The sequence below is a fragment of the Desulfomarina profundi genome (genome assembly GCF_019703855.1).
Classification (GTDB): Bacteria; Desulfobacterota; Desulfobulbia; order Desulfobulbales; family Desulfocapsaceae; genus Desulfomarina; species Desulfomarina profundi.
In genome coordinates this window covers 3,758,063-3,782,292 of record NZ_AP024086.1, presented here as the reverse complement: position 1 = coordinate 3,782,292, position 24,230 = coordinate 3,758,063, and the positions used below count along the sequence as shown (strand labels likewise).

Sequence of the window (24,230 nt, the reverse complement as noted above, 5' to 3'; positions counted from 1 at the left end):
AACCATCTTCTATTGCTTTTTTTTCAGAGTCAACTAACAGCTGGGCTTGTTTTTCAGCAATCATGTGAGAGATAAAATCAGTAACTTTAAGATTATAAATGTTTTTTATATTGTTTGAGTAATTCCTTTTTATCTAAATCAGGTTGGCCCTGTCTTCCATAATATGCAGAAAGACTAGCTTGAATATCTCTTATAAACACACCAGAAATAGTTGCCAGTCGTTTGAAGTCGTCTTTATACTCTGAAATACTGAATGAAAATAAGTTTTGAATATCAATCACAGCAGGATACAGGTCTTTATATCCTGGAAGAAATGGGTATTTCGGATTCAACCCATTAATTATTTTCTCTAACTTTTTTTTCTTCGTTTTAGCATTATCTTCCTCTGAGATTATTCCGTTTTCTAAAAACGCATCTCGATCAATTTGAATTAATTTCCCGAGAATAATTCGGTCAGCATTAAACGTTATTTCGCCATTTATTTCTCTTGGTTGGATATCACAAGCCGGTGACAATACGACAAAGCGTTCGTCATCTTTTTCAACAATATCCCCAGTTGCAATGTACTTTTGTATTGGTGGTTTTATATAAACTTCTGCCTCGTGATAAAATTTTTCATCCTCTGTTAAATGCCCCAGTGCCTCAACTAAGTGGGCTAATGTATATCTTAGAAAAGACTTCTTTTGACTTCCCTTGTCGAGCCAGACGTCAAAGTCGTTTGCCAGGTATTTCCAGAAAATATCGCTTAACTGTGCCTCAACTTCTCCTCTGCGACCAAGGATTTCCGTAATTCCAGTTTGATACACCTTGAAAATATCGTTGAAGACCGTCTCGTTTTCGATTGTGCGGTCGTACAATTTGAATAAAGGTGATTTACTTTCTCTATGTTTTTCTTCAAGATTAGCAAGATTCCCGGATACCACAATTACTGGAAAGCGACGGGTTTCCTTTATTTCTGTAAGGACTCGGTTTCCTTCAGCTTCATCTGGTTGCTCCACGTCCAGATTAAGGTCAATAATTGCACCATCAAAGCTGTTATCATTCATTCTCTGGACAGCAGATTCCACAGATTTTACAGGAACAAGCTCTATCTCAATTTCATTTTCGTTGCCGAAATCCTCTGCTGCATCAGAATATGTATCAAGCTGTGAGTCATCATCTTCCAAAACTAATACTTTCATTTGTTCTTTCCCCTAAACGTGATAACAAATAATGCACCTATATCAGATTTTTTTGCCTCTATTGTCCCCCCAATACGAGCCATGGCTTCACCTGCAAGAGCTAACCCCAACCCAGTACCATCAGGTTTCATGCTGTAGCCTGGCTCAAACATAAGATCAATATTATCTCCTTGAAACCCGGGACCATTATCAAAATATTCAACGACGATATCATTGCCATATCTATACGTTTTTGTTGTAATTAACCTCTCTTTACCTTGGAGAAGTTTCAACCAGTATAAACTGTTTTCTATAAGATTAGAAAATACTGTTATGATATCCATTTCATTAGCCACTACAGTCAGGCTTGGATCACTGGTATCAATAATATATTTAACTGATATTTTGCTTATATCATGAGAAAAAATAGCGAATGCATTTTCGAGAACATCTTCAAGGATGAATGATTTTGCAGGAGCTCGCCTGGTTCTCGCCAGCGGTTCAATTTTTTTAAATAAATGGGCCAGCACTTTCGTGTGGGAAATGACGTTCCCACTTCTTTTTTGCAATTTTGCGAACAAATCCTGATTCGGCTGCCCAGAAAGTTTTTCAGACCATTTTACGATTCTTGGTACAGTTTCTGAGAGGTATTTTATATTTTTTCTACCCTCATGCAGAAGTACATGGGTTATTTTTCCAAGTGTTGCCTGTCCCTGGTACAAGGCAATGGTATCTTTAATTCTTTGAGCAATAGCAACCTTATCTTGTTTTTCTTTCTCAAGAACTTTATGGATGACGGTTCCTGCTGATTTGACATCCTCAGCTTTCATGCCCAGTTCACCAAGGCCATGTTTAACTTTTTTTACGACATTCTCAAAATCAAATAATGCATTAACATCATCTTCAACCGAACGTCTTCGTCTCCCCTTCTGGGCTTTTGCTCTGTACCGATATCGTCTCGCTTCCAACTGCTTTATTGAGATAGCAACGATATGTCTTAAGCCGAAAAATTCCTTAGTCTCTGTGAGCCCATCTCTTGCACTCTTTTCAGTCAGCCCGGATTCCTCTTCAGGTCTTACATAAACAAATCCCATAATTTGATTATGCCCTATTTTCCTTGATGGATCCTGTACTCTATTCTTGTCTAAATCCAACCAGTCATAAGACTGCTCGCCGTATGGTCTGATACGGAACTGTTCTCTGTATATTCCAACTCCAAAATATTCATTTAATATACGTTTGGCCTCCCGTTTACCAACCCTGTGCCCTGAATCTGGATCCTTTAAACCACGATCAATCAAAGTGGTAATCCCATCAGAATCTCTGTCGTAAACGCGTAAATCAATGTACATTTCTCCAGGTAATTCCCTATCAGGGTCGTTTTTAAAAGAAAAATCTAAGGTGATCTGTTCAGGAGGGAGGCTTGGAATATTTTGATTTTCATACTTGAGTGTTGCAAATCCTTCTCCACTTACAGTTCCTGATATTCTATAATCATATAAGTCGAGTACAGGAAATGGCCGAATCGGTATTTTTACGTTCTCGTACTCATCAACTGGAAAATTTTCAAATTGAAGATTGATCTCAAACGGCGAAAAATCAACGAGGTATCCTTCTCTCTTTGCAGCATTAAAGACATCTTCGGGGGCTATCAAACTTCTTAGTTCAATAAGTAATTTTCGTATTTGTCCAGAATTCCAAATATCACTAACTGCATCTCTATCGACATTGTCTTTTTCAATTTCAATGACAGTCCCATCAGGAGCCTCAGTCTCTTCTACATTCACTTCAACTTGGAACTCATCGAGATAGTCAATCTCGTCTAAACTTTCCATATCAAGAATAAGTGAGGTGGTCGTTCCTGACTGAGTTGTTTCCATCAAAATTCTTTCACCAAGAACTGAGGCTGCAAATCTCCCAATCCCTTTTCTGCCTTGCAGTACCCTCCCCCCTTGCTGACTTTTCTTTCCAATTTATCGCTTGTTGCAGGAACCAGCCACTTATTAACAACAGTATCGAAATCCATTCCATGTCCGCTATCCTCAACTCTTATCAGAAGCCGATTTTGTTCATCCTTATATTCAAACTGTATCAAGGAGTCAGGTGAGTCAGCGTCATAAGAATTCTTGACTAATTCAACAATAGCCGCATAGACATCTTTGATTAAATCCTGCCCGATAGTTTTAATAAGTCTTGCTGCGGGTCGAATATTTTCTTGGCTCATATTGTATTTCTTGTGTTTAAAATCATAATTATTTAGATGGAGACGCTTTCCAAGCTTCTTTAAAAGAATATGTAAAAAATGTTATTCACAAAAACCATCTTCTATTGCTTTCTGTTCAATAGCGACAAGCAGTAAAGATTGCCTTTCAGTTGGAATCTTTAAGGGTATCTGGCTGGCGATCTGCAGCAGGCTTGCTTCTTTGGGAGAAAAAATTTTGTGTAATCTGGACCAGTCAAGCATCATTGTCCAAAATGGGCCATCTTTTTCGAGTACATACTGCTGCGCCTGAATACCATTATCTATTTTCTGAACTGTTTTCGCATCAGCATCTTTCCGTTTCTTGGCTGTTCCGGAGATAAGTTCATTTTTTACTTCGGGAGAAATTTCTATTGAAATTTCCTGAACATTCTGCCAGCAAAGTTCCTTTTTACACCATTCTGTAACGTTCGTGATTCCTGCTGGAGTCTCTTGGATTACAGAATTGACCGCTTCTGCGATATCCACTAACAATCTCTCCATTTCATCGGTAATGCCCTGTCTTTTCCATATTTTTTCCAAATCAAGAAACATACTTATCTGCTCAACCATCTGCGAAAATTTTGCAACAGTATAGGTTACAATGTTGGCTTTGTAGCCTCCATACCAGGGTTGTTTCATGATAAACCGGTCAACAGTTCGAAACAGAATCGCCTTGGCAATCAATCGTTTAAAATAAAGCTCGTTGTATTTTTTTTCAATTTTGTCCCAGTCTTTTTTCCCGACAGCTTCTGCAAACTTGACAAAATTTTTCTGAGCACCAAGGCTGACAATATGAGGTTTTCTGTCCCAAGAACTTTCAAATTTTGCCAGATCAGTTTTGATAAACATCTGTTTTCTTGGATTCACCACAAGAAATTCTTTTTTCTTTGCCGGAGTTAAGTTTGTCTGTGCATTTGCAAACTGTCCTCTGACCCGTTCATAATACCAGTGTGTTTCCCGCAGGCTGCCCGCAGAAGACGGTGCCCACAAGCGGCGTGATATTCCTTCTATTCTTAAGTGAAATGGATGATTCGAGAAAAAATCAGCTGCACTGACTTTATTCTGAGTATTGGCATATTCTGATATTTTAGGAACGATATTCTCTGTTTCTTCAGGGGGAATGACAGTCAGCTTTGCCTGAACATGGACAGCGGACAGATCAGCTTTATTTTTTCGGTGCGTATTGAAGAGTGATGCAGTGGTTTGCCCTCCGTTCACAATCTGAAAATTTTTTATTGATGAGATAAGTACCTTGCCATTTACTTCCGAGGTAACTACCTCTTCTGCTGTAGAAGTTATCCCGTTATTATAGGCAAAAAACATTTCAGGGGAATTCTGTATGGTATTCCGCATTCCCTTGTTCACTTTGCCTCGAAACTGTAAGAATGTTCGGACATTCTGCTCCAGTAATCTTTCCCCATACTTGTCATAAAGTTCTGCAACCAATGTGCCCGGCATTGCGAGAAGATATGATGCATAAGTTCCTTTTCCTGTGAAAGCTGATAAACAGGGGAGACCGCCTTCCGGCAATGAACTGAAATCTACAACAATATCCTCACGCGACTTGCCCGACTCCTCAATTCGTTGAATACGACCAAGATCCCAGACATCAAATGAACAGGAAACTCCCTCGATCTCTTCTTCTGGAATTTTATCATCAACGCTTTTGCTCAGTAATGCATTTGAAAGCAGAATAAACCGCACCTTCCTGAGTTTGCGCAATGAACAGCGGACATTAATGTCTCTTGCCAGCCCAAAACCGGGATCACTTTCGTCCAGAGATTGATGAAATGAACTGTCCTGACTCTTTATAAAGAATTTTTTTACACGTTTGAAAAGTCTGGTTATCAGTGTCCTGGTCAGGGACTCCGGCTTATTGTGAAAATCTGTAATAACAAGAGTCAAGGCATCAGATTCTTCAGAGTAGTCATATGCGTCTACTCTAATCCCAAGATGAGTTTTTTTGTAACTGGCAGCAGTGTAGTTTTCAAGAACAGCCTGGTCAACCAGGAAATCACACATTCTTTCTGTAAAAACGACCTCAGAAAAATGACTTTCCGTTTCGGATCGAGCATAAATATCCTGCATGAAATCCTTGTAAAACTCTTCGTAGCTCATGTCAGTTCCATCCAGTCAGGGGTGGCAGTAAAAGGCATGCACTCATTCAATTTTATATTGTAAACAACTCGTTCAATTCCAGCAGGAAGATCCTCTGTGCATATTCGTGGAAAATTTTCTGTCACTGAAAAAATGTTTTCGGAAGCAACCAGATAATTAAACTGCTCGTATTCTTCAAGGTCAAGATACCCTGTCTGATAGAGCAGGTTGTTAAAATACTCAAAATCTGCAGGAGAATCTGTTTCGAGTTGATGTCTGATTTTATTTATCAGCCCGGGAAGATTCACACTGCCAGGAATATCCTTTTCAACTTTACCCAGGGTCACGACATAGAGAAACATCTCGGGCAACTGAGAACAAAGTTGATCTGCTGACGAAATCCGTACCAATGGTGTCGTAGTTCCCAGCTGACACTTAACTTCAATGGCGCAGTCGTGAACATTGAAATCCTGTGGAGCTTCTTCCGGTCCCTGCCAGAACTTGACGGCTGATCCAGCTCCAAAGGCTGGTGTCAGATGTTTATTCAGGAAGAAAAGTTCTCCGATCAATCCCTTGATCTCTTTTTCAGGAAGGAGTCCGGAACGGGTTTTCTGAAGAAATTCCTGCCATCTTTTCAATCTTCGCAGAATAATTTGAGTTGCCTGGACACCCTGCTCAAGCCCACGGGTTGAATCTGTGAGATCGTTGCAGAGAGAAAGAAAAATCTGCCAGTCTTTTTTTTCTTTGAGAATAAGGAGAAGCATACAGTTTGCAGACTCACCCTTTTCCGGATCCTGCATATGCAGTTCTATTCCATTCAATTCAGGAAATTTATCGGGAATATGATCAGTGGCAGGGAATTCGTATATAAACAGGAAACGACCATAAATATCCTTTGCCCGTAACAATCTGAGAGGGTGATTCTGATCTATCAGCCGGTACAGCAGATCATGTGAGGGTGTTGCTATTTCATCCCATGGATTATTCATTTAAGATGCTCTCGTCATCAAGGATATCTTGATAGTTATTCTTCCACCATGTGGTATTGACTTGATATTCTACCAGTCTCTCAGGTCGTCTTCTCATGCTTTCACCTGGAAAACTGATACCAAAGGCAAAAATTCCAGTTTCATTTATAGACTCTCCATCAAGTTGGCAATCGAGTAAATGAAGCATAAGCAATGGTCTTTTTCTTTCTTTTCGGCATGAGATTGCTGTAATTTTGGATTTAGAGCCGAATGTTGCCAACAATCGTTGGAAAATTTCTGGTTCCAAACCCGCTTGTTCATCTTTATCAGATCCAATTCTTCTATTCTCTTGTGCAACTCCACTATCTTCTATATTTATCATTTTTCGGCGCTGTGCTTTTACCTGATATCCCGCAATTATCTGCTCCGGTATTGTCGATTCTGCTCGTAGTTTATGAATCAAAACAACATCCCAGCTTGCAATATTATCTTCTTGATGAAGAAGATTTAAATAATGAATCAAAGGAGCATTCGCAGTCTTTGGAGATGCGGGATGATTGATAAACAAATCAAGAAATAACTTTATATGTTTAATAGGTACCTGTCGGAATAAATGGCTATTATTGAATTTTTCATAACTACCTTCCCTTGCGGAAGAATTAACAAGTGTGGTGACTGCATTTAGGTTATTTTGTATGGTATGCTCAGTTCTTTTTAATACTGCTGTTTCTACACTCCTTCCGTAGAGATTTACCTGCATGAATACAGGCTTAGCAGTTCTCATTTTATTTCTTGCTGTTACAATCAGCGTTTCAGGATGGCTTCTCACGCACAGGCCAAAATCACGAGGTGTCATTTTGGCCTGCTCCATACGCTTGAATTCTTCACGCAACTCCTCAGTTACTCTTGAGATATGCGCATACCAGGAAACCGCTTCTTCTGTCATATAGATACGGCATAAATCTTCAAAACCACTTCTATATCCAAACCACCTTCCCATCTGCATCAACGTGTCGTACATGATGGAATTTCTGAGAAAATAACTGACGGTTAATCCTTCCAATGTCAAACCGCGAGACAGGCTCAGGCCACCGACAGCGATAACACTGCGTCCATTTGGATAATCATGACTGTTGTAATCCAGCGGCTCAGCCCTTCTGGATCCATTAACTTCTATAACTTTGACAGGAGAAACGGCCGCTTTTAATGTTTCCTGCACCTGACCCCAAGAGAATTCAGTTCGAGAAAATTCTTTTTCCCATGTTTTTCTCAGGCTGAGCATGTTGCTGTTGCTCATCGCTTCCCGCTCAGAAAGGGCAAAATGATTAATAATCGCCTGCCTCATCTCCTCAAGGTACTCATGAAGCTGCCACTTGATATTTGACTGGATATTTGTAAAACGGCTGACGTTGACCAGCATGGAGTTATGACTGTTTCCCTGCCCCCGCAGAATCCTCATGGCTCTTATGAGAATAAATGCACGAACAGCATCATATAGACTTGTAGGTAGAGTGGCCGGGATTTCATCGATTTTATGCCTGAGGGGAAGGATGTCTTTATAATCATCAATCTCTCTGACTATATCGAGGTCTCCATCATCCTCAAATATCCGCTTTGCACCAACATAATTAGATGGGGTATCCAGGCTGATAATAAAATCACTGGGAAACAGATCGTCCTTGAGCATTTCGTCATCTGTATCTGGATCGATAAAAATATTTGCAAAAGGAGTTGCCGTATAGCCAAGATACGAACTCTGTTCAAACAAACTTAATAATTCCCGTATACGCCTGTTCGTTGCCGTAGGGTCATCTTCCTCGCTGCTTGTATTAACTGAAGCATGATCGGCCTCGTCATCTATTAATAACATTGGAAATCTGTTCAATTCCACGTTGTTATTTCTCAACCAATCGATCAGGTTTTTCAAGATGGATACATTTTTTTTCAGGACAAAAATGACAGGTTCATTAAACTGGCTGATTTGTGCTCTTAGCTGTGTAGCAATTTTTCTGTCAAAATCCTGTGTGCTGGTTGTCAGTGGCACCGGAGTTCGCCAAGTTGACGGGTGGTAAAATTTTCCTACGCCCGTCAGCTTGTCTTCAAGAGATGTCGCTTCCAGTTGCTGCGAACTGTCAAGACCGACAAATCCTTCATCAATGCGTTCCTGAGTCTGATTTCTAAGTGCATTTAATAAACCAGCCAGCACAATAATAACCTTGTAGCCTGCATCTGCCGCCTTACAGATAACCCCCAGATAATTTGCAGTTTTCCCTGACTGAACATGTCCGACACACAGACCTTTTCTCTTCCAAGATCCTTTCTTATGTGGATTTTCAAGATGATCTATAATCTTGTTGGTGTCTATATCCAGGACATTTATAACTTCCCTGTTGAATTTTTTGTCAGGAAGGAGGCGTTTATATCGATCCCAATAATACCAGTTGATCTTTTCCCGGGCATCGTCAAGCCAGGGAATATATCCTTCTGCTGAAAGCAGAGTACCCGCTCCCATGCGAATATCAAAACGTGTCTCAAGCCTTTTAGTAATGTCTATGATATCCTGTTCAGATATTTCAACTGAATTTATTGTTGCCTGAATTTGAGCATATGCTCTGACTGTACTGGTAATTTTTTCTCTATCTGCATCAGCTCCCTCAAGAGCTCTGGCAACATTATCTTCTATAACTTCCAGTAAGTCACTGTTGGTTGTCATGGTAATATCCCCTTTGCTTTAAAAGTTTTTCAACCTCTTCCGGATAAGCTGCAAATGGATCAATAGATGCCAGACGAGACGATAACTCGGTTTCCGGAACACCGCTGTTAACTATTTGCGTTATAAATATATCCAGTAAAGATGAAAATTGCCTCCCATTGACCTCGGGTTTGCCGAGAGCCTCCGGTTTTTTTGCAACGTCACTGTAGAATAACTCCGTAGGAAAACTGCTCTCCAGCATGAATATCAAATTCTTGAAGTCTTGCTGCTTTTCTGCAGGTAGAGAATTCTGAATCTGGTAAACGAGAGGATGTTCACGGTTGATTTCATAGATTATTTTTCCTTCAGCAGCCTTTCTTGTCCAACCGGGAATCTTCACAGTGTTGGTCAGTTTTTTCCCTCTCTGTCGGTATACCCTTTTTCCGGCACCGGCGATCCTGTCAATAATCAATTTAAGTTCATTTCTGATAGCTTCCGGTGGAGAAGCATGTGATTTTTTGACATCTATTTTCCAGAGATAATCCAATGAATTAGGGAGGTCAATCTGAACACGCAACAGTTTGGTCAATTCTTCTTTTTTTATAAGCCTGAACCAGGTGCCGCTGATAATAAGTCTTCGATTTCTGTATACATAAAAACCTTGATTCTGCAGGTACCCTCCAGTGCCAGCGTATTTTTCATATTCACTGCAGGATATCTTATTGTAGTGTGGCAGCACATAAGGTTGCACAGTAACAGATTGGCCATCTACATGTATGGACTGCACTGGCAGTTCCTGGGTTGCAGGATGGGTAGGATTAAACGGATTGAATGCGGCGAGTGCATCATTGTTAAGTAGTATTTTAATGCTTTTCTTCCCCCTTCGTGGCGAAAGAAAACGATGAAAAACCAGTTCAATGTGAGACCGCGTATGTTCAACAAGAGAATTTATTTTTTTTTCTGACCCATCGTAACGGTCCAGTTTCCTCAGCAATACAATGGTTCCATCATGCTGCAGGGCTGGAAGCAATCCCGCAATGACTTTATCCTTGTGCAAGTTTGAATCCTTAATAACCCGCAACCTCCAGCCGTCATCGGGGTTTTCCTCAATTAAATCAAGATCCCATTCCCGACATGCCAGGATCCCTCCTTTCTGACTTATAAGACTCAACTGCCTGCTCTGGGAAAAAGCTGCTGTTTTCAGGCCAAGTCCGAATCGCCCAAGGTCGTTTTCTTCCCGCTCTTCAAGGGGCTTTTGCTTCCAAGCCTCATCGCATCAGTCAGTTCAGCAGGACTCATGCCGTATCCATCGTCTATGATTGCAAGCCATGGATTACCCTCATTCCATGCAAACCGGACATGAATATTTTCCGCCTCTGCTGTAATGGAGTTGTCAATGATATCAGCAACAGCTGATTCCATTGAATAACCAATATCGCGAAGAGATTGCACAAGAGCCAATGGTGATGGTTGTATATTTAGAAAATTTTCATCCATTTTAAGCACCTTTCGCTTTCAGTTATACAATCCTGTAAAAACTGCAGGATATCATGCTGGTATTCCCTAGCCACCTCCCAATATCCACCCTTGGCGGGGCCGATACGTTTCAGCCGTCCAGCGGCTTTCAGTTGTGCGATCTGTTTTTCCACTGCTCTTGGTGTCAAGCCCAGTTGTTCGGCTATATTTCTGGCTGAAACATGGGGATTGTCCTAGATGATGGCAATATTTTTCTCCGAACTTTTCTTTTTCCCCGGCGTATTGCTGGAGAATCCAGAGATTCGATAAATGCTTTCAAGGCTAGCCGGTGAATATATTCGGTGACATTCCTGGCCTTGAGGGACTGCTCTAGTCCGCATTTCTTCCATGAGAAGGCTTTTCAAGATATAAGTTCGACGTGGCGAACCATTTTTTAAATAATCCCTGAAACGTCATGCTTCCATTCGCACTCATTTATGAACCTCTGCCAAAAAGTTCGGTGCATTGTAGGGTCCGTCCTGGAGCTGCCACCTCATCATCGGTCTTAAAAATTGTCATTGGCATATGACAGACCAGAGAAATTCACGCAGTCTTCCGGACGGGACGTTCTTTATTCAGGGCTTTATTTTCAAAATGACTTGAAAGTCTCCACTCATTTTACGTTGCTTATAAAAAGGGAAAATCATTTTTCCCTTTTTCACAGTTACCGGTTGTACATAACGAACAAAGCTGTCAAGGAGAATGTTCCTCTATAAATATACTCACCAAGTTCATTTTAAGTGTCACAGTATGTAGTACCGGGTACTTACGGTTCCTGGGGAACATTGTCCTTGACAGGTGCAGTGAGACTATGTAACTCATGCTGCCTTTCTTCTTGATAAAACGTTACGTTTGTAAACCGGGTCATATATTTCTCCATATTTCCACAGACGATGTAGGAGTATTGCTAGTTTCCTTCCCACTGCCACTACAGCTTTACGTCTTGCATTTTTCCCGCCTCTAGATGCCAGACGTAAACCAAAACGTTGCAGGTTACAGTCCTCTCCAAATGGGCCAAGAATATATTGCGCCGAATTTATCAATAGCTTTCGTAAAAACGGACTGCCAGCTTTGGTTATTCGAAGCTGTTTATCTGTCTCTCCAGATTGATCGCGACGAGGTGTCAGCCCGAGATATGGGCCAATCTGTCTGCTTTTTCCAAATCTACCAGGATCTTCAACCGTCAACACAAATGCCAGAGCTGTTATAGGACCGACTCCTTTCACTCGCCTGAGCAACTCTGTCTCAGGATACCGCTCACTGCTGATACTCTCGATTTCTTTATCCAAAGCTTTAATTTGTTTGTTAAGCTGTGCAATGAGTATCAGTACAGGTCCAAGGCCAAGCTGCAACTGTTGAGGAATATGGGATATAGCCTTTTTATGAAAACATTCCGTGCTACAACTTGGTAACCGCTCACCAAAGGATTTTACAATGCCACGAACATGATTAATCTGACTGGAGCGGGTTCTCACCAATAAATCTCTTGAGTGCAATAGTGCAAGATCCGCTTGTACCTGTTCACCTTTATGTTGTATCGGATAAAGCAAATTGGGATCGAATCGTGCTATCCTTGCAAGCATTTCAGCATCTCGCTGATCTGTCTTACAATCACTCTCCCATATTGCACGTAGTTTTCTTGGGTTCCCCACTAAAACATTACAGCCCATGGAGCTCAGGAGTCTACTCATCCATGGGGAATGAGTTCCCGCTTTAATAGCGACCGTAGTTCTTTTATATTTCCTAAAAAAATTTCTTATGGATTCTATATTGTTGTCTATAGATTTACAATCTGACCAGTTTTGGACCAGTGTCATCCTCTGTAAATACCTTCCGACTATTTGATATTGATAACTTCCAGCTTGAAAAACCTACTCACTCTGTAAATTAAGCCGAAACCTGTGTTTTTGGCCACAGCTCCGCCATGGTTTTTTTACGAAGCTGTTTTTTTAGCCTCATACGGGTATACTACCTCAGTATTGTAATGATTGCGCTGTACCGACAACCATCACAAATTCACCATTCGAAAAAACCGCACTGAAAGGCTTTACCTGTGATTGAAACTCATCATCCCACAGCAGCATCGACATCGAAATCCGAAAAAAGGCTGATAACCCTGGAAATATCACTCTCATCCGGTTCAGCCAGGTCCCCCGGATCATACTCCTCCCCCAGCCTGGCGTACTTGCCTGCAGCAATATTGTGGTAGGGAAGCAGGGTCACTTTCTTTTTCTCCCCGTAAAGGCCTGCGACAAAATCGGCGGTCCGACTGATATTTTCATCATCATCGTTTACTCCCTTGATAAGGGGTATACGAATATTGATATGGGCACCCGTACGAGCCAGGAGTTGCAGGTTTTCAAGAATCCGTCCGTTGTCCACTCCGGTCCACTGTTTATGTCGCCGTGGATCCATCATCTTCAGGTCATAAAGAAACAGATCTGTTCGTTTTGCCACCTCGAGCAGAATATCGCTTTTTGCAAAACCGGTCGTATCCACCGCCCTGTGCAACGATCTGGCACCGAACTCCTCCAGGAGGGTCATGAGAAAAGGTGCCTGCCGCAACGGCTCACCCCCGGAAAAAGTGACACCTCCCCCCGACTGCTCCAGAAAGATTCTTTCCTTTTCCACGATCGTTATCAGCTCCGCCACTGTGGTCGTTCTTCCAGACATTTCAATGGCCTTCGTGGGGCAGACATCGGCACAACAGCCGCAGCAGGTACAGCGCTCCCGGTCAGTAATGATACCTTCCGGACCGGGAAAGCATGCCTTCTCCGGGCAGGCATCAATACAGCTCCGGCAGCCAATGCACTTATCCCTGTTGTACATCTTCCTGGTATGCAACGAAATGCTCTCCGGGTTATGACACCATGTACAATGAAGAGGGCACCCCTTCAAAAAAATGGTCACCCTGATACCCGGACCGTCATTGATGGCATATTTCTTCACATCAAAAACAAGCCCAGACTCCACATATGACACCGGTATTCCACTTGTTTTTCTAGAATGCGTCATTTTCTGTGCGCTCAATGATCTCCTGCTGCAGATCCTCGTTCATATCATTGAAATAGTCGCTGTATCCCGCCATACGCACAAGCAGGTCCTTATAGTCATCCGGACTCTGCTGTGCGGCCAGAAGTGTAGCCGTATCAACGATATTAAACTGAATATGGTGGCCGCCGAGGTGAAAATAGGAGCGGATAAGCTGACCGAGTTTATGGATATCCTCATCTTTTTTCAGAAGACTGGGAAGAAAGCGCTGGTTCAGCAGGGTTCCGCCCGATTTTTCGTGGTCCAGTTTACTCAGAGACTTGATCACCGCTGTGGGACCGTTTGTATCAGCACCATGAGAAGGTGAGGTGCCATCGGAGATTGATTTGCCGGCCAGTCGCCCGTTCGGTGTGGCACCGAGAACCTTGCCGAAATAGATATGACAGGTGGTCGAAAGCATATTGAGATGATATTCCCCACCCTCCTTGATATTGGGCTTCCCATCTATCGTGGCCACCAGGTCATCATACACGCGGACCGCAATATCATCAGCATTGTCATCATCGTTACCGAAAAACGGTGTCCGGTTCATGATCATCTGGCGCATGACCTCTTTACCCTTAAAATTTGCCGTCACTCCCTCCAGCAAATCTTCCATGGTAAATCTCTTCTCTTCAAAAACATGCCTTTTTATGGCAGACAGACTGTCGGTGACCGTACCAAGACCACAGCACTGGATATAATTGGTATTGTACCGGGGCCTCCATCGTAATAATCTCGCCCTTTACTGATACAATCATCAATGACAACAGAGAGAAAAGGGGCAGGTGCATATTTGGCAAACATCCGATCGATATAATTGCTTACCCGTATTTTCAGATCAACAATATATTCAACCTGTTTCATAAATGCGGAATACAACTCTTCGAATGAGTCGAAACCACAGGGATCTCCTGTGCTGATCCCCACTACCCTGCCGGTGAGCGGATCAATACCGTTATTGAGCGTCACCTCCAGAACCTTGGGCACATTCAGATATCCGGTCAACAGATAGGCTTCCTTGCCGAACGCGCCAACCTCTATACATCCACTGCATCCCCCTTCTCGGGCATCCTGGAGACTTTTTCCCTGGCGCACCATTTCCATGATATAGGTATCCGGATTGAAAACAGAGGGATACCCGTGCCCCTGTCGAATTACCCTGGCTGCCGCATGAAGAAAGGTGTCAGGCGTCCGGGAGCTGATATGAACAGAGGAGCCGGGTTGGAGAATATGCAGTTCTTCAATAACTTCGAGCATAATATGGGAAACTTCACTGGTACCATCCGAACCGTCCGGTTTCACCCCGCCTATATTGATATTGGTAAAATCATTATATGTCCCGCTCTCCTTCGCTGTTACCCCAACCTTGGGGGTGCGGGATGATTGTTTACCTTTATCCAGAAACAGCAGAGGAGTTCCTTGGCTTTTTCCCGGGTCAGGCTCCCTTCGGCAATCTCCCTTTCATAAAAGGGTGCCAGGTGCTGATCAAAATGGCCTGGATTCATGGCGTCCCAGCCGTTCAGTTCCGTGATCGTACCGAGATGGACAAACCAGTACATCTGGATCGCCTCGTGGAAAGTTTCGGGTCTATGTGCGGGGACCCGGCGACAGATTCTCGCTATTTGAAGCAGTTCCGCTACCCGCTCAGGATTGGCCTCCTCTTTGGCCATCTTTTCGGCCAGATCTGCGTGTCTTTCAGCAAAAAGAATCACCGCATCACAGGAAATCGCCATCGCCTTCCACTGCTCTGCCTTGTCTGTTGCTTCAGGATCGTTCAGGTAATCGAGAGCCGCAATATTCTCCTCTATTCTGCGTTTAAAATCAAGCATCCCCCACCTGTAGATCTTACCATCCAGAGCAGTGTGGCCCGGTGCCCGCTGCTCCATGAACTCAGTAAACAGACCGACCTCATAAGCAGCCCGCCAGGCCTCCGGCACATGGGAAAAAATCCGTTCACGCTGGGTACGTCCCTGCCAGTAAGGGATAACCTCACGAGCATAAACCGTTATATCTTCCTCGGTGGTGAGATAACGCTGCATCTCGCGAGTGTTGAGAACCTGCAGGTCCTCGACACTATGACAGGTGAGCTCAGGAAAAGTTGGAATCGCCTTGGGTTTCGGCCCCCGTTCACCAACGATCAGTTCATCCGCGCCGAGATACAGCGTTTTCCTCTGACAATGATCGAGAAAGGTCATAGCCCGCAGTACCGGAGTGGAATATTTGCCATAATTTTCCTTATAAAAATCCGTTTCATGCAGGGCCCTTTCAATGGAGATTGTCGGCTCCGTTTCAACTGACAGTCTGCGTAAACGCTGGATACGGGAGTTCATCCCCGGACCAATTGAATTTTCTGAAAAATCATAAAAGTTCCCCTCTTCGGCAGCTGCCCGTTCAGGTATACTACTGCAGGTTTCAATCTGTTCAAACATAGGTTTTCTCCATAATTCATCCCGCAAACAGCCTCTTCAAACAACGGGGCTGTGCAGGTATGTCATCGACAACACAGGAAGTGAGAAAGAAGAATATTTTTTCCGGAAACTGAAAGATTCAACAGGACACAACTCTTCTATCCCCTGAAAAAAGTATTTTTGGGGAAAGAGGTCAGTGATAGAGCATACAGCAGCTATACAGGCAACGATAGCTTTTTCGAAGATTGGTTGTAACTGTTTGATTTGTCATGGTTATTAAAGTTTTTGAAATACTTTCAAGACACCATTCCAGCAAATCGCTTCTGGAGAACATCATAGAGCAGGATCCCAGCCCTGTCAAGCGGGCCGGGTATCCGCAAGGTTTTCTACTGCTGCTTTTGCAGTAGTTTTGCCCCACCCAGCCCGGCAAAACCCGTATTTTTCAGATCCGTCCAGAGAGTACCTTCACCGGCATGGATGATGTTCAACTTCAAATCCGGGTTAAGGCTGTCAGCAAAACGCCACATGGTATATGCCCTGGAATCATTGAAGACTGCCGTCTTCAAGGCCAGACCATTGGCCCGCTCCCCGTCGACCTTCTGCAGGGCTGTTGCCCTGGCAACACCAAGAACCCTGACCCTGTTGGCCTGAATTGCTGCCGTTTCCTTCTTGATTTCTGCCGTTTTTTTAAGCGTCTGGGCCTGAATTCTGGCCACCTGCCGGCCAAGATCCGCATTGATTTCCGCTTTAATCTTCTCCGTTTCCTGGAGAACCTGTTCGCCCCGCTGTTTGATCAGGGACAGTTCTGTATTCAGTTCGGCCAGTTTTCTCGCAGTATTCTGGCGCTCTTTATTGGTCAGATCCTGTTCCACAGCAATACTCGCCTGCTGGATCGGCTGTCGAATCTGATCTGGAACCTCAACATGCCTGATCAAGGCATTGTAAACCTTTATTCCCTTGGCTCCCAGAACTTCTTCCAGGGCACTGGTCAGGTCATCCTGGAATTTTTCCCGTCCCTCACCGACAATAAAATCCTTGGCCCTGTACTCTGATCCCTTGTTCCTCGAAATAGAGGTGATCTGCGGGAGGATGATCTTGTCAACCACTGCGGGAAGATCCCCGTATCGCCTGAAAATCGAGGCAATACTGCCAGGGGAAAGTTCAAATTCCACGGTCATGTCCAGACTGATAAGAAAACCATCCCGGGAGGGAAAGCTGACCAGCTCGGAGAGGTTCATCTCCCCTTCCTTCAACGGTGCCGGAGCCCGTTTTGCGAGGGGACGGCCAGCCTTGAAATCCACCTGTTTACCACGTTTATATTTCATCAAACTGGAGGATTTCCTGCTGAAATAGTCTTTTCGCTTGGCTTCCTGCTTCTGCAGCACAGCGGACTGCAGGGTGTTGAGCGCTTCATTCTGGCCAAGCTGACGGGCCTTGGTCACCACCTTGCTGCCACTCTGCCCCAGCAACGAAACCTGGTTAATGCCGACTTCCAGCACATCAACCTTGTACTCCTTGGGGTTGATATAATAGAGTCCCGGCTGGAGAACATCTTTCCGTACGCCTTTCTGTTTTTTATTTGCAAATTGACCATTCTCAGCCTGGGTACCTGAAAGAGAAGTAATAACCCCCACATAGCCGATGGGAATTGAAATGGCATCAACAATTTTCACAGTGTATCCATAGGGATTCAAACGATATTTCCCAGGACCAAGCACACTGCGCCAGATACCCTTCTGCCCCCTTTCCGCTATAAACTCACCTTCCGGCAAGGTCTTGCCGACCTTTGAGGTCACAACGGCAACCTTTCCCGGCCTGACCATGACCACATTAACAATCTCCCAGTCATAAAACACCGGATTCAGAAAATAACGTCCTTCCCCAGTGGCTTTTCCCAGATACCTTTCTGACCCTCACGGGCAAGAATCTGACCAGGCTCCAGAGGGTCCCCGGTTTTGGAGGTCACGATGGCCATCTGGTTCGGACCGACATAGAAACGACAGAACATCCATATCCAGACCAGGGTGGCGAGAAAACAGATACCGAGACCGGCAAGGCCCAGCTTCATAAATCGATTCATTGTACACCTCCCCGGATAACTCAAAATCACCAAAAATAGAACCCAGTCCTTCTTTCGAATCGCTGCTCAGTACCGAATTGATCCGGGGACCAATTTTCTTATACAGGGTGTAACGGGCAAAATTCTTTCCGCTGCCAAAAGAATCCACCCTGTTCTTCAGAACAACTGCCTCTGCTTCGTTTCTGGCTCTGATGGCATCTTTTTCGCCATCTGCCGTGAGGAGTATGGATTCTGCCTGGAAACCGGCGGCCTCGTATTCTATTTTTGCCACGTCCAGTTCTTTACTGGCGGCAATTAATCGAACGGCCTGATCCTGCTGTGCGTCGATAACGGCCCTGATCCGCCTGGTATCCGCCTCAACTTTTTCCCTCGACTGAATAGCCAGCATTTCCTGCTTGGTCAGCTCTGCCTTGGACCTGGCCTGGAAAATCTGCTGCTGATACTTGGCTGCCTCCTGGACTGCGAGTTCGCGATCCCTGTTTATGGAAGCAATTTCATCAGGAACAATGATCTTTCTGATCAACACGGACTTGATATCCACTCCCCACCCCTTGGATTTGATACGCAGGTGCTGCTCCAGATCTTTTTGAAATTTCTGGCGGGTTTCTCCGACAATAAAATTAACCGCCGGATGCTTGGATCCTTCAATACGGCTGAACCCCCTGGCCCTGGGTAGAATCAGTTTTTTAATAATATCTCCCATATCACCGACACGATGGGTCAGAAAGGCTGCATCATTTCGTTGGATGCCGAATTCTATCGTCCCCTCCACTGTTACAGTAAAACCGTCCAGGGTAAGAAAATTAATGGCATCCCTGCCGGACATTTCAAACCGCTGGCTCTGGGTATTGACCTCGACAATATTGTACATATAAGGATTGAGATAATGGGTTCCCGGATCAAGCAATCTGCCGGAAACACCTTTATATCCGTCAGAAACCATAAAACTGTTCAGTTCTTCCGGAGGAAGTGTGTCTTCGAGAACATCTTTGCCGGTAAGAGTCGTCACCACTCCCACGTGGCCGGGACTGATATTGATCGCATTAAAAAGGGCCACATGATAAGCGTAAGGATTGACCCTGTACTTTCCGGGTCGCAGAATATCCTTCATGATGCCACGCTGGTTTTTTTCGGCTATTATTTTTCCAGGTGGTAATTCGTTACCGAAAAGCCTGGTCATTACCCCCAGTTTTCCGGCTGGCACATCAAGGATACGATGAATTCTCCAGCTCCAGGTATACGGATTATAAAAATATCTCCCCTCGGGAAGAACCTTGAGCTGGATGCCCTTCTGGTTCTCTTTCAGGGCAATAACCTGGCCGGCATCAAGTTTGTCTCCTGTTTTTCGTATGAGTACAGCTATCTGGCCGGGCCCAGGTTCTATCCTGCAGAAAAACCAGACGAAAATACCCGCAGCGAAAACAAGACCAATTAACAGGGTGGTCCAGGAAAATCGTTTCCAGAAAAATTTTCCCGGAAGTCTCTGCCAGAGATTTGGTGGTTTGAATTCAACAGGTTTTTCCATATGCTCTCCCGTAATGAATTGAATCAAATATTGTTGTGTTATGAACAGCCGTACCGCAACGAATTTTTATCACAGCTCACAGCTTTCGTTGTTCACTTTCACTGATTTTCATGACCAAACCAGGCTGGTCAAAATGTTTCAGGAAATGCAAGTCCGTCTTCATTGTAGTATATGGCTTCCTCAATTTTTAGCAAGTGAACCGTCTTTTCAGACATGATGCATCAATGTGTTATAAAAACAATCGGTAACCACCTCTCATGAAAAAACTGTTGACAAAACAACCGGTTTTCAAATAAATAAAGTGTGTAATTTCACTGGGGGTGCTTTTAAAAAAGCTGAGAGAAGTTATCGAACTTCAACCCTTGGAACCTGATACGGTTAGTACCGGCGTAGGGAAAGTGGATGAAGCTGTTCTTCTCTTCTGTGTTGCAGTTCCTTCTCTTTCATTCCCGTAATACCCATTCACAAAACCGTTCAGGCTCCAATTTTTTTTTATACCTAAATCCTGCAATTGGCAAGTTCGGAGTCTACGCTACCTGCCGGAGATGCGAGACATCAAGGGCGCAGACGTATTAACATACTTCAAGCCCTTGATAACGACGCAGATTCGGTAAAATTGTCAATTCCGCAGGGCAAGGGAATGAAGAAAAACAATCTCACTCAGATGATGAGCTGTAAAGATCGTATTGAGATATGATAATTATCTGTTTATACAGTATAAATATTTTTTCTTCATCCCCGAAGTGCAGGATTTAGGTTATACGTTTATGGAGTTAACATGGAAATTTTTCTGAACGGAAAACAGGTTCGGACCGACAGCTGCAGCCTGGCGGATCTTTCCCGAGAACAGCATGTAAAAACAGAATCCCTGATTATTGAGATCAATGGCACGATCGTTCCGGAAAAAGAATGGAAAACACATCCCGTTTCCACTGGTGACCAGATTGAATTTCTCCATTTCGTCGGGGGTGGATGAATGGAAAATGCAAACAGAGACCTTCTGGTTATAGGGGGGCATGAATTTTCCAGCAGACTGCTCACCGGAACAGGGAAGTTCAGCTCAAAAAGGTTGATAGCCCCAATGCTGGCGGCAAGCGGTTCTTCCATGATTACCGTAGCCCTCCGTCGCGTGGATCCCGGTGCCGCCCGGGAAGAAAACATTCTCTCTCATATTCCGGATTCAGTGACCCTGCTGCCCAACACATCCGGGGCCGGAACCGCAGAGGAGGCGGTTCGAATCGCCCGTATCGCCCGGGAAGCCGGTTGCGGAAATTTCATCAAAATCGAGGTTATTCCGGATATGCTCTATCTCCTGCCGGACAACCACGAAACATTGAAAGCAACAGAAATCCTGGCAAAGGAAGGGTTTATTGTCCTGCCCTATGTGCTGCCTGACCCAGTTGTCTCCCGACAACTCCATGACGCGGGAGCGGCAGCCGTCATGCCACTTGGCTCTCCCATCGGCACCAATCGCGGCCTGGAACAACAACCTATGATTGAACGGATCATAGAGACAGCCAAACTTCCGGTTATCATTGACGCCGGCATCGGTCAACCCTCCCAGGCTGCACAGGCGATGGAAATGGGAGCTGACGCAGTGCTGGTTAATACCGCCATTGCTACAAGTGAGAATCCCGTTATGGCCGGCAGGGCCTTTTCACTTGCCGTGCAGGCAGGCAGAATGGCCTGGCTTGCCCGAACAGGCCTGCGGGAAAAATATGCCAGAGCCTCCTCTCCGCTCACCGGATTTTTAACATAGACCATGACTTTTTTAGAAACAATCAATGAATATGACTCCTTTGATTTTGATGGATATTTCCAGAGTGTCACCTCAAAAGAGATCAGGAAATCCCTCAGCAAAACAAATCTCTCGGCCGAAGATCTGCTCAACCTGCTGTCCGGAAGGGCAACGGATTTTCTTGAAGAAATGGCACTGAAGTCACAACAGCTCACCCGTCGTTTTTTCGGTAAGACAATCTCACTTTACGCCCCCTCTACATCTCCGACTACTGCTCCAATCACTGTACTTACTGTGGATTCAACCGCACCCGACCTTTTTCAAGAAGACAACTTTCTCCTGCGGAAATCGAGCGGGAAGCTTCGGTCATCGCTGCTTCCGGTATCCGTCATATTCTTGTACTGACCGGGGAGGCGCCTGAAAAAACCCCCATGTCCTACCTGCGGGATGCCATAGCCGTTCTGAAACAATATTTCGCTTCCATCGCCCTGGAGATCTTTCCCATGGATGAAAAGGACTACCGTACTCTCCAACAGGCTGGGGCCGATTCCCTGACCGTTTACCAGGAAGTGTATAACCGTGAAGTATATAGAGAAGTACACCTGGCCGGGAAAAAACGTGACTACGAATACCGGTTGCTCACCCCCGAGCGGGGAGCTGAAGCAGGTTTCAGGGCCATTAATATCGGCACCCTGTTCGGTCTTGGTGAAACACGGTCGGAGGCCTTTTTTGCCGCCATGCATGCCCGTTACCTGCAACATGCTTTTCCCCGGGTTGAAATATCACTTTCCCTGCCGAGGATTACAGGAGAGGGCGGCAAGCCGGAAAACATCCTCCCGGACAGGCAGCTTGTGCAGACCATGCTGGCATGGCGGCTTTTTCTCCCAAGGCTCGGAATCACGGTTTCCACCAGGGAGGCTCCCGCCTTTCGCGACAAACTTCTCCATCTCGGGGCAACCCGATTCTCGGCCGGATCCAGAACCGATGTAGGCGGTTACAGCGAACCGGGTTCCTCAACGGTTCAGTTTGAGATCACGGACAACAGAAGTGTAGCTGAAGTGGTGGAAATGATACGTCAAAACGGATATCAACCTGTATTTAAAGACTGGGAGCCCCTGCAATGATAATCGGTATTGCCGGTATAGGCGGTATAGGCTCAAACGTGGCCAGACACCTGGCTCAGCAGGGTATCAGCAGGTTGAAAACAGTTGACTTTGACCGGGTTGAAAGAGCCAACCTCAACCGGCAGTTCTACAGGTCCAGCCAGGCAGGACAATTAAAAACAGACGCCCTGGAAGAAAATCTGAAAGAAATTCAACCAACTCTCGTTGTCGATAAAATCAATACCAGGATAACAACTAAAAACGGTCAGGCAATTTTCAATGACTGTCGGATCATCATTGAAGGGTTTGATGATCCGGTCAATAAAAAAAAGTTCATAGAACTGTTTTCCGACACCGGGAAAATTCTTGTTTGTGCCTCCGGTATTGCCGGGCGTGACATGAAAAATATTGCCATCCGCCAGGTTGGAAACTGCCATATTGTCGGCGACTTCCTTTCCGACGAGCATGACCACCCGCTGTTTGCCCCGAAAATAGGAATGATTGCGGCAATCATGGCGGGTATTGCTCTTCACTATGCTGCACACAAGGAGAAACCATGACTGTCGAGAGAATTCTTGATGCTACCATCAACCGCTGCGCCGAAGGATTACGAGTACTGGAGGATATTGCCCGCTTCCATTTTAACAACGGGCAACTTTCATCTCAGTTTCGAACACTTCGTCATACTGTTCGCAAATCTCTTGTCCCCGATGAAAACAACCTGCTCCCGGCTAGAAACAGCATCAATGACGTGGGAAAACAAATATCCTCCAGAGAAGTAAAAACAGATCGCAGAAAAAATCTGAAAAGTACAGCTGCGGCAAACTGCAAACGGGTCCAGGAGGCGCTGAGATCCCTTGAGGAAATATTGAAAAACCGGGGTTCTTATCATCAGGGCAAAAAAGCGGAAAACTGCCGTTTCTCTCTTTACTCCCTCGAATCCGAATTACTGTCCCTCTTTACCAGGATATTGCCGGCCGGAATTTACGGGATTCTCGGGGAAAACTTTTCCCGTGGCCGCTCCAACATCGAGGTGACAGAGGAAATGATCAAGGGAGGTATCTCCATCATCCAGTACCGGGAAAAGAGAGAGGATAAAAGTTTCAGGGAAATGTACGAGGAATGCCGGATTATCCGTACAATAACCAAAGAGGCAAATATTCCATTTATTATTAATGATTTCAGTGAACTGGCCTTGATGGTCGAGGCAGACGGTATCCACCAGGGTCAGGACGATCTTCCCATAAAAGAACTGCGAAAACTGGCCCCCCACATGATGATAGGCTGTTCCACCCACTCCCCTGACCAGGCAGAAAAAGCTGTTGAGGATGGTGCCGACTATATCGGTGTCGGCCCCCTGTTTCCCACGACTACCAAGAAGGACGTCTGTGACGCGGTAGGACTCAACTACCTGGAATACGTCGCCCGAAATCTGGCCATCCCCTTTGTTGCCATTGGTGGTATCAAAAAACACAACCTTGAAAAGGTTATAAAAAAAGGGGCCACAACAGTATGCCTGGTCACGGAAATACTCGGTGCGGACGACATAGCCCGACAGATTCGAAACCTTCAACTCACCATGACCTGCCCAGGTGGCTCAGGCAATTTATGACCTTTGGGTATTTATACCGTCAGGTACAAAAAAAATGAAAATCCGACTGCGGCTTCT

15 protein-coding genes, 3 pseudogenes and 1 riboswitch are annotated in these 24,230 nt (G+C 44.7%); of the genes and pseudogenes, 5 read left to right on the top strand and 13 right to left on the bottom strand.

The window, feature by feature from the left end; translation table 11 throughout:
* Positions 1-92: 92 nt before the first annotated feature.
* The 13 genes and pseudogenes from LO777_RS17410 to LO777_RS17350 form a co-directional block, all read right to left on the bottom strand.
* Positions 93-1,181 (bottom strand): hypothetical protein, encoded by a 1,089-nt coding sequence (locus tag LO777_RS17410; RefSeq protein WP_228855104.1) that lies wholly within the window; start codon positions 1,179-1,181, stop codon positions 93-95.
* On the bottom strand, positions 1,178-3,040 hold the full coding sequence (locus LO777_RS17405; RefSeq protein WP_228855103.1) for an ATP-binding protein: 1,863 nt from the start codon (positions 3,038-3,040) through the stop codon (positions 1,178-1,180). The genes LO777_RS17410 and LO777_RS17405 overlap by 4 nt, the downstream gene beginning before the upstream one ends.
* Positions 3,040-3,384, bottom strand: a complete 345-nt coding sequence (locus tag LO777_RS17400; protein ID WP_228855102.1) for an ATP-binding protein — start codon at positions 3,382-3,384, stop codon at positions 3,040-3,042. Before LO777_RS17400 ends, LO777_RS17405 begins: the two co-directional genes overlap by 1 nt.
* Before the next feature lie 81 nt (positions 3,385-3,465).
* On the bottom strand, positions 3,466-5,520 hold the full coding sequence (locus LO777_RS17395; RefSeq protein WP_228855101.1) for an AIPR family protein: 2,055 nt from the start codon (positions 5,518-5,520) through the stop codon (positions 3,466-3,468).
* A complete protein-coding gene (locus LO777_RS17390) occupies positions 5,517-6,488 on the bottom strand; it encodes a PD-(D/E)XK motif protein (protein ID WP_228855100.1) in 972 nt (323 codons plus the stop codon). Before LO777_RS17390 ends, LO777_RS17395 begins: the two co-directional genes overlap by 4 nt.
* Entirely contained in the window at positions 6,481-9,180 is a 2,700-nt protein-coding gene (locus tag LO777_RS17385) for a Z1 domain-containing protein (RefSeq protein ID WP_228855099.1), read from the bottom strand. The genes LO777_RS17390 and LO777_RS17385 overlap by 8 nt, the downstream gene beginning before the upstream one ends.
* A pseudogene (locus LO777_RS17380) lies at positions 9,164-10,581 on the bottom strand (ATP-binding protein). Before LO777_RS17380 ends, LO777_RS17385 begins: the two are co-directional and overlap by 17 nt.
* A 56-nt stretch (positions 10,582-10,637) precedes the next feature.
* Positions 10,638-10,856 (bottom strand): annotated as a pseudogene (locus tag LO777_RS21280) (hypothetical protein); the annotation flags it as partial.
* 636 nt (positions 10,857-11,492) lie between these two features.
* On the bottom strand, positions 11,493-12,491 hold the full coding sequence (locus LO777_RS17375; protein WP_228855098.1) for an IS110 family RNA-guided transposase: 999 nt from the start codon (positions 12,489-12,491) through the stop codon (positions 11,493-11,495).
* Positions 12,492-12,741: 250 nt separating this feature from the next.
* Positions 12,742-13,689, bottom strand: coding sequence for a glycyl-radical enzyme activating protein (locus LO777_RS17370; protein WP_228855097.1), 948 nt, complete (start codon positions 13,687-13,689; stop codon positions 12,742-12,744).
* Positions 13,676-16,037, bottom strand: a pseudogene (gene hypD / locus LO777_RS20795) (trans-4-hydroxy-L-proline dehydratase). The gene LO777_RS17370 and the pseudogene hypD overlap by 14 nt, the downstream one beginning before the upstream one ends.
* A 464-nt stretch (positions 16,038-16,501) precedes the next feature.
* Positions 16,502-17,971: an SPFH domain-containing protein gene (locus LO777_RS17355; protein WP_228855096.1), complete on the bottom strand. Its 1,470-nt coding sequence runs from the start codon at positions 17,969-17,971 to the stop codon at positions 16,502-16,504.
* A gap of 57 nt (positions 17,972-18,028) precedes the next feature.
* Positions 18,029-19,720, bottom strand: coding sequence for an SPFH domain-containing protein (locus LO777_RS17350; RefSeq protein WP_228855095.1), 1,692 nt, complete (start codon positions 19,718-19,720; stop codon positions 18,029-18,031).
* A 306-nt stretch (positions 19,721-20,026) separates the two neighbouring features.
* Positions 20,027-20,134, top strand: a riboswitch (TPP riboswitch).
* Between the two features lie 364 nt (positions 20,135-20,498).
* Between LO777_RS17350 and thiS the strand changes: the two genes are divergently transcribed.
* The 5 genes from thiS (at position 20,499) to thiE (ending at position 24,173) form a co-directional block, all read left to right on the top strand.
* Entirely contained in the window at positions 20,499-20,696 is a 198-nt protein-coding gene (gene thiS, locus LO777_RS17345; protein ID WP_228855094.1) for a sulfur carrier protein ThiS, read from the top strand.
* Positions 20,697-21,479 carry a thiazole synthase gene (locus LO777_RS17340; protein ID WP_228855093.1) on the top strand — a complete coding sequence of 261 codons (783 nt, stop codon included), beginning with the start codon at positions 20,697-20,699 and terminating at the stop codon, positions 21,477-21,479.
* A gap of 239 nt (positions 21,480-21,718) precedes the next feature.
* On the top strand, positions 21,719-22,582 hold the full coding sequence (thiH, locus tag LO777_RS17335) for a 2-iminoacetate synthase ThiH (RefSeq protein ID WP_228857410.1): 864 nt from the start codon (positions 21,719-21,721) through the stop codon (positions 22,580-22,582).
* Positions 22,579-23,121 (top strand): sulfur carrier protein ThiS adenylyltransferase ThiF, encoded by a 543-nt coding sequence (gene thiF / locus LO777_RS17330; RefSeq protein ID WP_228855092.1) that lies wholly within the window; start codon positions 22,579-22,581, stop codon positions 23,119-23,121. Before thiH ends, thiF begins: the two co-directional genes overlap by 4 nt.
* Positions 23,118-24,173: a thiamine phosphate synthase gene (gene thiE, locus LO777_RS17325; protein WP_228855091.1), complete on the top strand. Its 1,056-nt coding sequence runs from the start codon at positions 23,118-23,120 to the stop codon at positions 24,171-24,173. The genes thiF and thiE overlap by 4 nt, the downstream gene beginning before the upstream one ends.
* Positions 24,174-24,230: the final 57 nt, after the last annotated feature.

Coding starts and splice junctions, on each gene's coding strand:
- LO777_RS17410 (WP_228855104.1), bottom strand. CDS start 1,181: ATGAAAGTATTAGTTTTGGAAGATGATGACTCACAGCTTGATACATAT.
- LO777_RS17405 (WP_228855103.1), bottom strand. CDS start 3,040: ATGGAAACAACTCAGTCAGGAACGACCACCTCACTTATTCTTGATATG.
- LO777_RS17400 (WP_228855102.1), bottom strand. CDS start 3,384: ATGAGCCAAGAAAATATTCGACCCGCAGCAAGACTTATTAAAACTATC.
- LO777_RS17395 (WP_228855101.1), bottom strand. CDS start 5,520: ATGAGCTACGAAGAGTTTTACAAGGATTTCATGCAGGATATTTATGCT.
- LO777_RS17390 (WP_228855100.1), bottom strand. CDS start 6,488: ATGAATAATCCATGGGATGAAATAGCAACACCCTCACATGATCTGCTG.
- LO777_RS17385 (WP_228855099.1), bottom strand. CDS start 9,180: ATGACAACCAACAGTGACTTACTGGAAGTTATAGAAGATAATGTTGCC.
- LO777_RS17375 (WP_228855098.1), bottom strand. CDS start 12,491: ATGACACTGGTCCAAAACTGGTCAGATTGTAAATCTATAGACAACAAT.
- LO777_RS17370 (WP_228855097.1), bottom strand. CDS start 13,689: ATGACGCATTCTAGAAAAACAAGTGGAATACCGGTGTCATATGTGGAG.
- LO777_RS17350 (WP_228855095.1), bottom strand. CDS start 19,720: ATGGAAAAACCTGTTGAATTCAAACCACCAAATCTCTGGCAGAGACTT.
- thiS (WP_228855094.1), top strand. CDS start 20,499: ATGGAAATTTTTCTGAACGGAAAACAGGTTCGGACCGACAGCTGCAGC.
- LO777_RS17340 (WP_228855093.1), top strand. CDS start 20,697: ATGGAAAATGCAAACAGAGACCTTCTGGTTATAGGGGGGCATGAATTT.
- thiF (WP_228855092.1), top strand. CDS start 22,579: ATGATAATCGGTATTGCCGGTATAGGCGGTATAGGCTCAAACGTGGCC.
- thiE (WP_228855091.1), top strand. CDS start 23,118: ATGACTGTCGAGAGAATTCTTGATGCTACCATCAACCGCTGCGCCGAA.